A 14,104-nucleotide genomic window follows, 5' to 3' on the forward strand; every position below is an offset into this window, starting at 1 on the left:
TGTAAACAAACGGTTATTTTTCTGTCATTTGAGCGTGTCATGTTACTTCGCGAGCACGAAAAGCGTGATATCGCGCATCCGGCACAACAAGAGAGATAACCGAATGACATCGTTACGACATACAGCTTTAGGATTAGCGTTAGGTCTGGCGTTTGCAGGTCAGGCTATGGCAGTGACCACCATTCCGTTCTGGCATTCGATGGAAGGGCAACTGGGCAAAGAAGTAGACTCCCTGGCGCAGCGTTTCAATGACACCCATCCGGATTACAAAATTGTGCCGGTCTACAAAGGCAACTACGAGCAGAGCCTGAGCGCCGGGATTGCCGCCTTCCGTACCGGTAACGCCCCTGCCATTTTGCAGGTCTATGAAGTCGGCACCGCGACCATGATGGCCTCGAAAGCCATTAAGCCGGTGTATGAAGTGTTCAGCGATGCGGGTATCAAGTTTGACGAGTCGCAGTTTGTGCCGACCGTCTCTGGCTACTACACCGATGCGAAATCAGGCCATCTGCTCTCCCAGCCGTTTAACAGCTCTACCCCGGTGCTCTACTACAACAAAGACGCCTTCAAAAAAGCGGGCTTAGATCCAGAGCAACCGCCGAAAACCTGGCAGGACCTCGCCGCCTACACCGCGAAGCTGAAAGCAGCCGGTATGAAATGCGGCTACGCCAGCGGCTGGCAGGGCTGGATCCAGATCGAAAACTTCAGCGCCTGGCACGGTCTGCCGGTCGCTACCAAAAACAACGGCTTTGACGGCACCGACGCCGTGCTGGAGTTCAACAAGCCGGAGCAGGTCAAGCACATCGCGATGCTGGCCGACCTCAACAAGAAGGGCGACTTTAGCTACTTCGGGCGCAAGGACGAGTCCACCGAGAAGTTCTATAACGGTGACTGCGCGATCACCACCGCCTCCTCCGGTTCGCTGGCAGATATCCGCCAGTACGCCAAATTTAACTACGGCGTAGGTATGATGCCGTATGACGCCGACGTGAAGGGCGCGCCGCAGAACGCCATCATCGGCGGGGCCAGCCTGTGGGTCATGCAGGGCAAAGATAAGCCGACCTACACCGGTGTCGCCCAGTTCCTTGAGTTCCTGGCGAAACCGGAAAACGCTGCCGAGTGGCATCAGAAGACCGGCTACCTGCCGATCACCACTGCCGCTTACGATCTGACCCGTGAGCAGGGCTTCTATGACAAGAACCCAGGCGCGGATATCGCGACCCGCCAGATGCTGAACAAGCCGCCGTTGCCGTTCACTAAAGGGCTGCGCCTCGGCAACATGCCGCAGATCCGCACCATCGTGGATGAAGAGCTGGAGTCGGTCTGGACCGGCAAGAAAACCCCGCAGCAGGCGCTGGACAGCGCGGTAGAGCGCGGTAACCAGCTGCTGCGCCGCTTCGAGCAGTCCACCAAATCATAATATGTGAAATGCCGGGTGGCGGCTTCGCCTTACCCGGCCTACAACGTGCACCATGTAGGCCGGATAAGCGGAGCGCCATCCGGCGCTGTTCAGGAATCCAACCTCAATGTCATCATCCCGTCCGGTATTCCGCTCGCGCTGGCTTCCCTATGCGCTGGTCGCGCCGCAGCTGATCATTACCGTTATCTTTTTTATCTGGCCCGCGGGTGAAGCGCTGTGGTACTCGGTGCAGAGCGTTGATCCGTTCGGTCTCTCCAGCCAGTTTGTCGGGCTGGACAACTTTATGGCGCTGCTGCATGACAGCTACTATCTGGACTCCTTCTGGACGACGATAAAGTTCAGCGCGCTGGTGACCTTCTCTGGCCTGCTGGCCTCGCTCTTTTTTGCTGCGCTGGTGGACTACGTGGTGCGCGGCAGCCGCTTCTATCAGACGCTGATGCTGCTGCCCTACGCCGTAGCCCCTGCTATCGCCGCCGTGCTGTGGATCTTCCTCTTCAACCCAGGGCGCGGGCTAATTACCCACGCGCTGGAGCAGATTGGCTACAGCTGGAACCACGCTCAGAACAGCGGCCAGGCGATGTTTTTAGTGGTTTTCGCCTCGGTGTGGAAGCAGATCAGCTACAACTTCCTCTTCTTCTTCGCCGCGCTGCAGTCGATTCCCCGCTCGCTGGTTGAGGCTGCCGCTATTGACGGCGCGGGGCCGGTGCGTCGCTTCTTCCAGCTCTCGCTGCCGCTGATCGCCCCCGTTAGCTTCTTCCTGCTGGTGGTTAACCTGGTCTATGCCTTCTTCGACACCTTCCCGGTGATCGACGCCGCCACCGCCGGTGGGCCGGTACAGGCCACCACCACGCTGATCTACAAAATCTATCGGGAAGGCTTTGCCGGGCTGGATCTCTCCGCCTCTGCCGCCCAGTCGGTGGTGCTGATGCTGCTGGTGATTATCCTGACGGTGGTCCAGTTCCGCTACGTCGAGAGTAAGGTGCGCTATCAATGATTGAAAACCGACGCGGGCTGACGATCTTCAGCCATGTGATGCTTATTCTCGGCATCGCCGCCATTCTCTTCCCGCTCTACGTCGCCTTTGTGGCGGCCACGCTGGACAACCGGGCGGTGTTTGAGACGCCGATGACCCTGATCCCCGGTAGCCACCTGCTGGATAACATGAAGACCATCTGGCTACAGGGCGTGGGAGCCAACAGCGCGCCGTTCTGGCTGATGCTGCTCAACAGCTTCATCATGGCTTTCAGCATTACGGTGGGGAAAATTGCCGTGTCGATGCTCTCCGCCTTCGCCATCGTCTGGTTCCGCTTCCCGCTGCGCAATCTCTTCTTCTGGATGATCTTTATCACCCTGATGCTGCCGGTGGAGGTACGTATCTTCCCGACGGTAGAGGTGATCGCCAACCTGAAGATGCTCGACAGCTACACCGGCCTGACGCTCCCCCTGATGGCCTCGGCGACCGCGACCTTCCTGTTTCGCCAGTTCTTTATGACCCTGCCGGACGAGCTGATCGAGGCTGCGCGCATTGATGGCGCATCGCCGATGCGCTTTTTCAGCGACATCGTGCTGCCGCTCTCAAAAACCAACCTTGCGGCGCTGTTTGTCATCACCTTTATCTACGGCTGGAACCAGTACCTGTGGCCGCTGCTGATCGTCAGCGACGTCAACCTGGGCACCGCCGTAGCGGGGATCAAAGGGATGATTGCTACCGGGGAGGGCACCACCCAGTGGAACCAGGTGATGGCGGCGATGCTGCTCACTCTCATCCCCCCCGTCGTTATCGTATTAGCCATGCAGCGTGCATTCGTGCGTGGTTTAGTAGACAGTGAGAAATAAAAAAACATGGCTGGATTAAAACTACAGGCAGTAAGCAAAAGCTGGGACGGCGGCAAAACTCAGGTGATCCAACCCCTGACCCTGGACGTATCAGACGGTGAATTCATTGTCATGGTCGGCCCCTCCGGCTGTGGCAAATCGACCCTGCTGCGGATGGTGGCGGGGCTTGAGCGGGTCACCAGCGGCGACGTCTGGATCGATCGTCGGCGGGTAACCGAGATGGAGCCGAAGGAGCGCGGCATCGCCATGGTGTTCCAGAACTATGCCCTCTATCCGCACATGAGCGTGGAGGAGAACATGGCGTGGGGACTGAAAATTCGCGGTATGGGCAAAGCGCATATCGCCGAGCGGGTCAAAGAGGCAGCGCGCATTCTGGAGCTGGATAGCCTGCTGAAGCGTCGTCCACGCGAGCTCTCCGGCGGACAGCGTCAGCGCGTGGCGATGGGCCGGGCGATCGTCCGCGATCCCGCCGTCTTTCTGTTTGATGAGCCGCTCTCCAACCTCGACGCCAAGCTGCGCGTCCAGATGCGCCTCGAACTACAGCAGCTGCACCGCCGCCTGAAGACCACCTCGCTCTACGTCACTCACGATCAGGTGGAGGCGATGACCCTGGCGCAGCGGGTGATGGTGATGAACAAGGGGGTGGCGGAGCAGATCGGCACGCCGGTTGAGGTCTATGAGAAACCGGCCAGCCGCTTTGTGGCGAGCTTTATCGGCAGTCCGGCGATGAACCTGCTGGAGGGGCGCATCAGCACCGCCGGGGATCACTTTGAGTTAGAGAGCGGTATGGCTCTGCCTATTAACTGGTTCTACCGCGGCTACGCCGGGCGCAAAATGACACTGGGTATCCGCCCGGAGCATATTACGCTAAGCTCACAGTCCGCAGGCGGCATCCCGCTGGTGATGGATACCCTGGAGATGCTGGGGGCGGATAACCTGGCCCACGGCCGCTGGGGCGAGCAGAAGCTGGTGGTGCGGTTGCCGCATCACGATCGCCCGGCCCCGGGCAGCACGCTGTGGCTGAACATGCCCGAGAGCCACCTGCACCTTTTTGACGGTGAAACAGGACAAAGAATATGAGTCACTGGCCTTATCCCGCAGTCGTCGCCCATCGCGGCGGCGGCAAGCTGGCCCCGGAGAATACCCTGGCGGGCATCGATACCGGCGCACGCCTCGGTCACACCATGATCGAGTTTGACGTCAAGCTCTCCCGCGACGGGGAGATCTTCCTGCTGCATGACGATAATCTGGAGCGCACCAGCAACGGCTGGGGCGTGGCGGGGGATTTGGCGTGGAGCGATCTGCTGAAGGTGGATGCGGGAAGCTGGTTTAGCGGCGAGTTCAAGGGCGAGCCGCTGCCGCTGCTCTCACAGGTGGCGGAGCGCTGCCGCCAGCACGGCATGATGGCCAACATTGAGATCAAGCCCACCACTGGAACCGGGCCGTTGACGGGCAAAACGGTGGCGCTGGCAGCGCGGGCGCTCTGGCAGGGCATGACCCCGCCGCTGCTCTCGTCATTTGAAATTGATGCCCTGGAGGCGGCCCAGCAGGCGGCACCGGAGCTGCCACGCGGTCTGCTACTGGACGCGTGGCGCAACGACTGGCGCGAGCTGACGGAACGACTCGGCTGCGTTTCGCTGCACCTCAACCACACGCTACTGGATGAGCAGCGAACGGCGGAGATCAAAGCGTCTGGACTGCATATCCTGGTCTATACCGTTAACCAGCCCCGGCGGGCGGCGGAGCTGCTGCGCTGGGGCGTGGACTGCATCTGTACCGATCGCATCGACACTATCGGCCCGGATTTTCAGCCTTAAGGACTCATCGTCTTCAGCGGAATGTTGGGCTGCGGCGTGCCGGACGGGTGCAGCATGCTGCCGCTTGTATTGGGCAGCATCTGCTCGCGGCTATTATCCCGCATACCCTGCTGTGACTCGAGCATGTGCTGGGAGTTATTGTTGATCTGCGAATCCAGCATGCGCTGAGAGTTATTATTAATCTGCGAGTCCAGTATGCGCTGGGAGTTGTTATTGATCTGCGACTCCAGGTGCTGCTGCTGCATGCGCGTCTGAGTCTGAAGCTGCTGATTCAGCATGCCTTTCTGCTGGCTTTGCTGGTTCAGCATTTGAGTCTGCATCCGCTGCTGGCTGGGAATTTGATACCCCGGCTGGTTCGGGTTATTGATGGTATTAATCGGCTGCGCGAAAATGCTAAGCGGCAGCAACATCGCCAGAGATAAGAGGTATTTCATCATTATTTCCTCCTGTAGGTGGATTATTTAAGTTTACTTGCTCGGCGCAAAGACTGTGCGTTTTTTAGCGTTGTGAACCAGGATTAAGCAGCAATATCAGCCATTTTTCCTGGAGAATAATGATGAGTAAGCCTAAGTTTGCGCGCTGGGCCGCTATTGCGGCGCTGGTCGCCGGAAGCTGTTTTGGTGTGGCCGCCGCGCCGCAGCCGGAAGCGCCCCCTGTCTCCTACGGCGTTGAAGCCGATACCTTCCACCCGGTGCGCGAGCAGCAGGGGATGGTGGCGTCAGTGGATGCCGCCGCGACCCGCGTGGGTGTTGATATTTTGAAGCAGGGCGGTAATGCGGTAGATGCCGCCGTGGCAGTGGGCTACGCGCTGGCGGTGACCCATCCGCAGGCGGGGAACCTCGGCGGCGGCGGGTTTATGCTGCTGCGTACCAAAGACGGCAACACGACCGCCATCGACTTCCGTGAGATGGCCCCAGCCCAGGCCAGCCGGGATATGTTCCTCGACGAGCAGGGCAACCCCGACAGTAAAAAATCCCTGACCTCCCATCTGGCGACCGGTACCCCCGGCACGGTGGCGGGCTTCTCGCTGGCGCTGGAGAAGTACGGCACGCTGCCGCTGAACAAAGTGGTACAGCCCGCCATCAAGCTAGCCCGGCAGGGCTTTACGGTTAATGATGCTCTGGCGGAGGATCTGAAAACCTATGGCAGCGAAGTGCTACCCAATCATGACAACAGCAAGGCGATCTTCTGGAAAAACGGTGAGCCGCTGAAGAAGGGCGACAAGCTGGTACAGGCTAATCTGGCGAAGAGTCTGGAGATGATTGCCGAGCTGGGGCCGGATGCATTCTACAAGGGGGCGATTGCCGATCAGATTGCCCAGGAGATGAGCAAGAACGGCGGCCTGATTACCAAAGAGGATCTGGCGGCCTACCGGGCGGTAGAGCGCACGCCTATCAGCGGCGACTACCGTGGCTACCAGGTCTTCTCTATGCCACCACCCTCCTCAGGCGGGATCCACATCGTGCAGATCCTCAATATTCTCGAAAACTTCGACCTTGCGAAATATGGCTTTGGCAGTGCGGACGCCATGCAGGTGATGGCCGAGGCGGAGAAGTACGCCTACGCCGACCGCTCGGAGTACCTTGGCGATCCGGACTTTGTTAAAGTGCCGTGGCAGGCGTTGACCAGTAAAGAGTACGCCAAATCCATTGCTCAGCAGATCGACATCAACAAGGCGAAGCCGTCGAGCCAGATCCGCCCCGGCAAGCTGGAACCCTATGAGAGCAATCAGACCACCCATTTCTCGGTGGTGGATAAAGAGGGTAATGCGGTGGCGGTGACCTACACGCTGAACACCACCTTCGGCTCAGGGATCGTGGCGGGTAACACCGGTATTCTGCTTAACAATGAGATGGACGACTTCTCGGCCAAGCCAGGCGTGCCAAACGTCTATGGACTGGTAGGTGGCGATGCCAACGCCGTCGGGCCAAACAAGCGCCCGCTTTCGTCGATGTCGCCAACCATCGTTGCTAAAGACGGTAAAACCTGGCTGGTGACCGGCAGTCCAGGTGGCAGCCGGATTATCACTACCGTGCTGCAAATGGTCGTTAACAGCATCGATTTCAAGATGAATGTCGCCGAAGCGACCAACGCACCGCGCTTCCACCATCAGTGGCTGCCGGACGAGCTGCGCGTGGAGAAGGGCTTTAGCCCGGATACGCTAAAAATGTTGGAGCAGAAGGGGCAGAAGGTCGCGCTGAAGGAGGCGATGGGCAGCACCCAGAGCATTATGGTGGGCGAGGACGGGGCGCTGTACGGTGCGTCAGATCCGCGCTCGGTGGATGATTTAACCGCAGGGTATTGATCTGTTTGCCCGGTGGCGCAGCGCCACCGGGCAGTTGCTTATTTCATCCGTGCCATAAAGTAGGAGTCCACCAGCTCGCCATTGCGCAGAGCGTACTTCCTTGCAGTGCCCTCAATCTCAAAGCCATGCTTGCGGTAGAGCGCGATAGCGGCTTCGTTATCGGCATATACCGATAGCTCAATGCGCTCGATGCGCAGCCAGTTCTCGCAAACATCAATCATCGCCTTCATCAGGGCGCTGGCGACGCCCCGCTGGCGAAAGGCTGGCGAAACGGCAAGGCCAAACTCTGCCGCGTGGCTGCGGCGCGGATTCTGTTCAATGCGGATACCAATATGTCCGGCTACCTCTCCGTCGATGGACGCCACCAGCATACGGTGATCGGGACGAGGCTTAACCCGCTCCTGCCAAAGCTCCTGTGAAGGGTAGGGTAGCTGTAGTAGATGGTGATACATCTCCGGCTGCGCAGACATCAGGCGTAATGGCTCGGCATCGCGGGCTTCGACGTGGCGTATCACTATCTCACTCATTTTCCTCTATCCTCAGTTAGTTAGCTCTCCTCTCCAACATCAGGGAATTTAAAATTTCCGTCAAGTACCATTTTTTGCAAAAAGTATTGGACAAGTGCGAATGATAATGATTATTATTGCGATGCGTTCAGGGGATGCTACGGTGAACCTGAAAGCACGACATTGCTCACATTGCTTCCAGTATTGTTTAGCCAGCTTATGCTGGCTTTTTTTTGCGTGTGTATCAACCTGGCTTACTTGCCATTTTGTCCTCGGGAAGTGCTCACAATCCTCACGTACATTAAGTACGCTCCGGTTGTTGCGCGCTTGCCGTGAACAAACTGGCTGCGACGCCGACGGTTGAAGGGGGACATCTGGGAGCGTGTTGCCGGGCTCAACTTTGCGCTATGGTTATGGACAGTGATTTAACAAAAGGACTGATTCATGACTCTGCACTGCGCATTTATTGGCTTTGGTAAAAGCACCACCCGCTACCATCTTCCCTACGTTCTCAACCGCAAAGCGAGCTGGCACGTGGCGCATATCTTCCGCCGCCATCCCAAGCCGGAAGAGCAGTATCCCCAGTATCAGCACATCCATTTCACCAGCGATCTCGATGAAGTGCTCAACGATCCGCAGGTGAAGCTGGTGATCGTCTGTACCCACGCCGATAGCCACTTTGAGTACGCTAAACGCGCGCTGGAGGCGGGTAAAAACGTACTGGTAGAGAAACCCTTTACTCCTTCGATGGCTGAGGCCATTACCCTGTTCGAGCTGGCGAAAAGCAAGGATCTCACCGTTACCCCATACCAGAACCGTCGCTTTGACAGCTGCTTCCTGACGGCGAAAAAAGCCATTGAGAGCGGCAAGCTGGGTGAGATCGTCGAAATCGAGAGCCATATCGACTACTTCCGCCCGATAGCAGAGACCAAACCGGGCCTGCCGCAGGACGGCATGTTCTTTGGCCTGGGCGTGCATACGTTGGATCAGATCATCTCCCTGTTTGGCCGACCGGATCATGTCTCCTATGACATTCGCAGCCTGCGCAACAAGGCCAACCCGGACGACACCTTTGAGGCGCAGCTCTTCTACGGCGATCTAAAGGCGATTGTGAAGACCAGCCACTTCGTCAAAATCGACTACCCGAAATTTATCATCCACGGGACCCGCGGCTCGTTTATTAAGTACGGCATTGACCAGCAGGAGACCAGCCTGAAGGCCAATATCATGCCCGGCGAACCGGGGTTTGCCGCTGACGACAGCGTAGCCACTCTGGCGTATATCAACGATGAAGGGGAGACGGTACGCGAAGAGTGGCAGCCGGAGCCAGGCGACTATGGCCGCGTCTACGATGCCCTCTACGCTACCCTGACAAAAGGAGCAGAAAACTACGTCAAGGAATCTGAGGTTTTAACTAACCTTGAGATCCTCGAACGTGGGTTTGAGCAGGCGGCACCTGCCACGGTAACCCTCGCAAAATAAGGTTTTTTGCTGGTTAATAAGTTGTTCATAATTTTTGAACAGAGGAGTCAATTTTCACCCTCTATCATCCTGGGTCGATCGGGTACACACTTACTCCATCGAAAACAGACGGGGGTGAAAAAATGATTTTCTTACGCAAAGCAAACGAACGTGGTCATGCAAATCATGGCTGGTTAGATTCATGGCATACCTTCTCTTTTGCCAACTATTACGATGCGAATTTCATGGGCTTCTCTGCGCTGCGCGTCATTAACGACGACGTGATCGACGCAGGCCAGGGCTTCGGTACCCATCCCCATAAAGATATGGAGATCCTGACCTACGTGCTGGAAGGGGCGGTTGAGCATCAGGACAGCATGGGTAACAAAGAGCAGGTGCCTGCCGGTGAGTTCCAGATCATGAGCGCCGGAACCGGGGTACGTCACTCCGAGTACAACCCGAGCGAAACCGAACGTCTGCACCTGTATCAAATCTGGATCATTCCAGAAAAAACCGGCATCGCGCCGCGCTACGAGCAGCGCCGCTTTGACGCCGCGCAGGGTCGCCAACTGGTGCTCTCCCCGGATGCCCGAGACGGCTCGCTGAAGGTGAACCAGGATATGGAGCTTTCTCGCTGGCCGCTGCAGAAAGATGAGCAGGAGGATTATCAGATTGCCGCCGGGCGCAAAGTCTGGATCCAGGTAGTGAAGGGTAGCGTCTCTATCAATGGGACTACCGCCACCACCGCTGATGGCCTGGCCATCTGGGACGAGCAAGCTCTGTCGATTCGCGCTGACAGCGACAGTGAAATCCTGCTGTTTGACCTGCCACCGGTATGATGAGTTAAATAAAGTGCGCAACCTCTCCTTATCAGCGGGGAGGTTGCGTGCGTGGCGTGGTAAACTAAAACAATGTTTTCCCGTTTACCCCGCTCAGGACGATGAAAAAGAAAAGACCCGTACTTCAGGACGTTGCAGATCGCGTTGGCGTGACCAAAATGACCGTCAGCCGTTTTTTACGCAACCCGGAGCAAGTCTCCGTGGCATTGCGTGGCAAAATTGCAGCGGTGCTGGATGAGCTGGGCTACATTCCTAATCGCGCACCTGACATTCTCTCCAATGCCACCAGCCGCGCTATCGGCGTGCTGCTGCCCTCTCTGACCAACCAGGTTTTCGCCGAAGTGCTGCGCGGAATCGAAAGCGTCACCGATGCCTATGGCTACCAGACCATGCTGGCCCACTACGGCTACAAGCCGGAAATGGAGGAGGAGCGGCTGGAGTCGATGCTGTCGTGGAATATCGACGGTCTGATCCTGACCGAGCGCAGCCACACTCCGCGCACGCTGAAAATGATCGAGGTAGCGGGCATTCCGGTCGTAGAGCTGATGGACAGCCGTTCGCCGTGCCTCGATATCGCCGTGGGCTTTGATAACTTTGAGGCCGCCCGGCAGATGACCGCCGCGATCGTTGCGCGCGGCCATCGTCATGTCGCCTATCTGGGTGCACGTCTGGACGAACGTACTATTATCAAACAGCAGGGGTATGAGCAGGCGATGCGTGATGCGGGCCTGACGCCGTACAGCGTGATGGTGGAGCAGTCCTCCTCTTACTCATCCGGCATTGAGCTGATGCGCCAGGCGCGCCGCGAATATCCGCAGCTCAACGGTATCTTCTGTACCAACGATGATCTCGCGGTAGGCGCGGCCTTTGAGTGCCAGCGTTTAGGGTTGAAAATTCCGGATGATATAGCAATTGCCGGTTTCCACGGCCATGATATCGGCCAGGTGATGGAGCCACGGCTGGCAAGCGTGCTGACGCCGCGTGAACGCATGGGCCGCATTGGCGCAGAGCGCCTGCTGGCACGCATTCGCGGTGAGGTAGTGACGCCAAAAATGTTAGATTTAGGTTTCACTTTGTCACCGGGTGGATCTATTTAGTCTGACAAATTTGAAGTAGCTCACACTTATTCACTTCTGAGGCCGCCGGTTATTGCTTCTCACCAGCCCCGGCAGGAAAATGTTACCGATAACTGTTACGCGTAACAATCTACCTTTTGTCTCTGTGGGAGCGACCTTTGAGCACGACTAATCACGATCACCACGTCTATGTCCTGATGGGCGTATCCGGCAGTGGTAAATCCGCCGTTGCCAGCGAAGTGGCTTATCAGCTTCACGCCGCGTTCCTGGACGGCGACTTCCTGCATCCGCGCAGCAACATCACCAAAATGGCCGCTGGCGAGCCGCTGAACGATGACGACCGTAAACCCTGGCTGCAGGCGCTGAACGATGCCGCCTTTGCCATGCAGCGTACCAACAAAGTGTCGCTGATCGTCTGCTCGGCGCTGAAAAAGCGCTATCGCGATCTGCTGCGCGACGGCAACCCGAACCTCTCCTTTATCTACCTGAAGGGTGATTTCGACGTGATCGAAACCCGCCTGAAGGCGCGTAAAGGCCACTTCTTCAAAACGCAGATGCTGGTGACCCAGTTTGAAGCGCTGGAGGAGCCGGGCGCAGACGAGCGCGACGTATTGATTGTGGATATCGACCAGCCGCTGAACGGCGTGGTGGCCAGCACTATTGATGTGATTAATAAATAAAAAGATTAAGGCAGTACAGTGGGTACTTTAACGCTTGTTTTGACAGCGGTCGGCTCGGTTTTGCTGCTGCTGTTTTTAGTGATGAAGGCACGTCTTCACGCTTTCATTGCTTTGATGGTGGTTTCTATTGGAGCAGGGCTGTTTTCCGGAATGCCGCTCGACGCCATTGCCAAAACCATGGAAAAAGGCATGGGCGGCACGCTGGGCTTCCTCGCGATTGTGGTCGCGCTGGGGGCGATGTTCGGTAAAATTCTGCATGAGACCGGCGCGGTAGATCAGATTGCGGTCAAGATGCTGAAATCCTTTGGCCACAGCCGGGCGCACTACGCTATCGGCCTCGCCGGGCTAATCTGCGCGCTGCCGCTCTTCTTTGAGGTCGCGATCGTGCTGCTGATCAGCGTCGCCTTCTCCATGGCGCGCCACACCGGCACTAACCTGGTCAAGCTGGTCATTCCGCTCTTTGCCGGGGTTGCGGCGGCGGCGGCCTTTCTGCTGCCGGGGCCAGCGCCGATGCTGCTGGCATCCCAGATGCACGCCGACTTTGGTTGGATGATCCTCATCGGCCTCTGCGCCGCCATTCCGGGCATGCTGATTGCCGGTCCGCTGTGGGGCAACTTTATCAGCCGTTACGTTGAGCTGCATATTCCGGATGACATCAGCGAGCCGCATCTCGGCGAAGGCAAGATGCCGTCGTTCGGCTTCAGCCTGGCGCTGATCCTGCTGCCGCTGGTGCTGGTAGGTCTGAAAACCATCGCCGCACGCTTCGTTGAGCAAGGCTCTACGCTCTACGAGTGGCTGGAGTTTATCGGCCATCCGTTTACCGCCATCCTGGTGGCGTGCCTGGTGGCAATCTATGGCCTGGCGTATCGTCAGGGCATGGAGAAAGATAAAGTGATGGCGATCTGCGGCACGGCGCTACAGCCGGCGGGCATTATCCTGCTGGTGATCGGTGCGGGCGGCGTCTTCAAGCAGGTGCTGGTGGATTCCGGCGTCGGTCCGGCACTGGGCGAAGCGTTGACCGGCATGGGCCTGCCCATCGCCATCACCTGCTTCGTACTGGCCGCAGCGGTGCGTATTATTCAGGGATCGGCGACGGTGGCCTGCTTAACCGCGGTGGGTCTGGTCATGCCGGTGATTGAGCAGCTGCACTTCTCTGGCGCGCAGATGGCCGCACTGTCGATCTGCATCGCGGGCGGCTCTATTGTGGTCAGCCACGTCAACGACGCTGGCTTCTGGCTGTTCGGTAAGTTTACTGGCGCAACCGAAGGACAGACGCTGAAAACGTGGACGATGATGGAGACTATCCTTGGCACCACGGGCGCGATTGTCGGAATGATTGCGTTTTCGCTGCTGAGTTAATATCCGATATGCCCGGTGGCGCTTCGCTTACCGGGCCTACAGTTTGAATGCACGTTTAAACGACTACCCCTTCATCCACACCCGAATGCCGTCCAGGAACATCTGGGTCGCCAGCATCACCAGCACCAGCCCCATCAGGCGCTCCAGCGCGTTAACCCCTTTCTCACCGAGCAGGCGTAAAAACAGCGACGATTGCAGCAGAATGGCTACCGTGCCGCCCCAGGCCAGCATCAGGGCGATCACCAGATGTCCCATCTGGTTGGGATACTGGTGCGACAGCAGCATCAGCGTGGCGAGCAGGGTGGGGCCAGCCACCAGCGGGATCGCCAGCGGCACGATAAACGGCTCTTCACCGGCGGGCATACCGTAGCTGCCGCCCTCCGGGCTGGGGAAGATCATCTTAATGGCGATTAAAAACAGAATGATGCCGCCGGAAATAGAGACGGTCTCGGCGCGCAGGTTCAGGAAGGAGAGGATCTTCTCACCGGCGAACAGGAAAATCAGCATCAGCAGCAGGGCGATCAGCAGCTCGCGAATCATAATCGCCCGGCGGCGTTTCGGCTCGGTGTGCTTCAGCACTGACATAAAGATAGGCAGGTTGCCAAGCGGATCCATAATCAGGATCAACAGCACCGCGATGGAGAGGATATCATTCATTGCTTCTTGTCCCTGAGGCACGCCATAAACGGCCGCTGATAAGCGCTATTTCTGACGGCGACACTATCATTGATTAATTTCACTTGCGACTTTAGCTGCATTTTGTAATGTGTGCGGTATACCAGTAAAAAGATCTGGATCGCTCAAA

General features: G+C 57.7%; 14 protein-coding genes. 11 read left to right on the forward strand and 3 right to left on the reverse strand.

Features of this window, described 5'->3' with window-relative positions:
• The first annotated feature begins 103 nt into the window (after nucleotides 1-103).
• From ugpB to ugpQ, 5 genes are all read left to right on the forward strand, one after another.
• Nucleotides 104-1,420: a sn-glycerol-3-phosphate ABC transporter substrate-binding protein UgpB gene (gene ugpB, locus RTM13_RS09770; RefSeq protein WP_042393197.1), complete on the forward strand. Its 1,317-nt coding sequence runs from the start codon at nucleotides 104-106 to the stop codon at nucleotides 1,418-1,420.
• Between the two features lie 106 nt (nucleotides 1,421-1,526).
• Nucleotides 1,527-2,414 (forward strand): sn-glycerol-3-phosphate ABC transporter permease UgpA, encoded by an 888-nt coding sequence (gene ugpA / locus RTM13_RS09775; protein WP_312211851.1) that lies wholly within the window; start codon nucleotides 1,527-1,529, stop codon nucleotides 2,412-2,414.
• Nucleotides 2,411-3,256, forward strand: coding sequence for a sn-glycerol-3-phosphate ABC transporter permease UgpE (gene ugpE, locus RTM13_RS09780; protein WP_312211852.1), 846 nt, complete (start codon nucleotides 2,411-2,413; stop codon nucleotides 3,254-3,256). Before ugpA ends, ugpE begins: the two co-directional genes overlap by 4 nt.
• Nucleotides 3,257-3,262: 6 nt before the next feature.
• Nucleotides 3,263-4,336 carry a sn-glycerol-3-phosphate import ATP-binding protein UgpC gene (locus RTM13_RS09785; RefSeq protein ID WP_312211853.1) on the forward strand — a complete coding sequence of 358 codons (1,074 nt, stop codon included), beginning with the start codon at nucleotides 3,263-3,265 and terminating at the stop codon, nucleotides 4,334-4,336.
• Complete coding sequence (gene ugpQ, locus RTM13_RS09790; protein ID WP_312211854.1) at nucleotides 4,333-5,073, forward strand: glycerophosphodiester phosphodiesterase; 741 nt, start codon at nucleotides 4,333-4,335, stop codon at nucleotides 5,071-5,073. Before RTM13_RS09785 ends, ugpQ begins: the two co-directional genes overlap by 4 nt.
• On the opposite strand, the gene RTM13_RS09795 is transcribed toward ugpQ, so the two are convergent.
• Nucleotides 5,070-5,507, reverse strand: a complete 438-nt coding sequence (locus tag RTM13_RS09795; protein WP_312211937.1) for a DUF2756 family protein — start codon at nucleotides 5,505-5,507, stop codon at nucleotides 5,070-5,072. The genes ugpQ and RTM13_RS09795 overlap by 4 nt on opposite strands.
• A gap of 122 nt (nucleotides 5,508-5,629) precedes the next feature.
• Between RTM13_RS09795 and ggt the strand changes: the two genes are divergently transcribed.
• Nucleotides 5,630-7,378 (forward strand): gamma-glutamyltransferase, encoded by a 1,749-nt coding sequence (gene ggt / locus RTM13_RS09800; RefSeq protein ID WP_312211938.1) that lies wholly within the window; start codon nucleotides 5,630-5,632, stop codon nucleotides 7,376-7,378.
• Between the two features lie 38 nt (nucleotides 7,379-7,416).
• On the opposite strand, the gene yhhY is transcribed toward ggt, so the two are convergent.
• Entirely contained in the window at nucleotides 7,417-7,905 is a 489-nt protein-coding gene (yhhY, locus tag RTM13_RS09805; protein WP_312211855.1) for an N-acetyltransferase, read from the reverse strand.
• A gap of 423 nt (nucleotides 7,906-8,328) precedes the next feature.
• Between yhhY and RTM13_RS09810 the strand changes: the two genes are divergently transcribed.
• The 5 genes from RTM13_RS09810 to gntU all read left to right on the forward strand — a co-directional run bounded on the left by RTM13_RS09810 (nucleotide 8,329) and on the right by gntU (nucleotide 13,299).
• Entirely contained in the window at nucleotides 8,329-9,366 is a 1,038-nt protein-coding gene (locus tag RTM13_RS09810) for an oxidoreductase (RefSeq protein WP_312211856.1), read from the forward strand.
• A gap of 122 nt (nucleotides 9,367-9,488) precedes the next feature.
• Nucleotides 9,489-10,184, forward strand: a complete 696-nt coding sequence (locus RTM13_RS09815) for a pirin family protein (protein ID WP_312211857.1) — start codon at nucleotides 9,489-9,491, stop codon at nucleotides 10,182-10,184.
• A 101-nt stretch (nucleotides 10,185-10,285) separates the two neighbouring features.
• The gene (gene gntR / locus RTM13_RS09820) at nucleotides 10,286-11,281 is read left to right on the forward strand and encodes a gluconate operon transcriptional repressor GntR (protein WP_312211858.1); all 996 of its coding nucleotides are present in this window, start codon (nucleotides 10,286-10,288) and stop codon (nucleotides 11,279-11,281) included.
• 137 nt (nucleotides 11,282-11,418) lie between these two features.
• On the forward strand, nucleotides 11,419-11,940 hold the full coding sequence (gene gntK / locus RTM13_RS09825; RefSeq protein ID WP_312211859.1) for a gluconokinase: 522 nt from the start codon (nucleotides 11,419-11,421) through the stop codon (nucleotides 11,938-11,940).
• Nucleotides 11,941-11,958: 18 nt separating this feature from the next.
• Nucleotides 11,959-13,299 carry a gluconate transporter gene (gntU, locus tag RTM13_RS09830; RefSeq protein WP_312211860.1) on the forward strand — a complete coding sequence of 447 codons (1,341 nt, stop codon included), beginning with the start codon at nucleotides 11,959-11,961 and terminating at the stop codon, nucleotides 13,297-13,299.
• 63 nt (nucleotides 13,300-13,362) lie between these two features.
• On the opposite strand, the gene RTM13_RS09835 is transcribed toward gntU, so the two are convergent.
• Nucleotides 13,363-13,956: a YhgN family NAAT transporter gene (locus tag RTM13_RS09835; RefSeq protein WP_312211861.1), complete on the reverse strand. Its 594-nt coding sequence runs from the start codon at nucleotides 13,954-13,956 to the stop codon at nucleotides 13,363-13,365.
• Nucleotides 13,957-14,104 lie beyond the last annotated feature (148 nt).

Origin of the sequence: Pseudescherichia sp., from assembly GCF_031979925.1 — a bacterium.
Taxonomy (GTDB): domain Bacteria; phylum Pseudomonadota; class Gammaproteobacteria; order Enterobacterales; family Enterobacteriaceae; genus Pseudescherichia.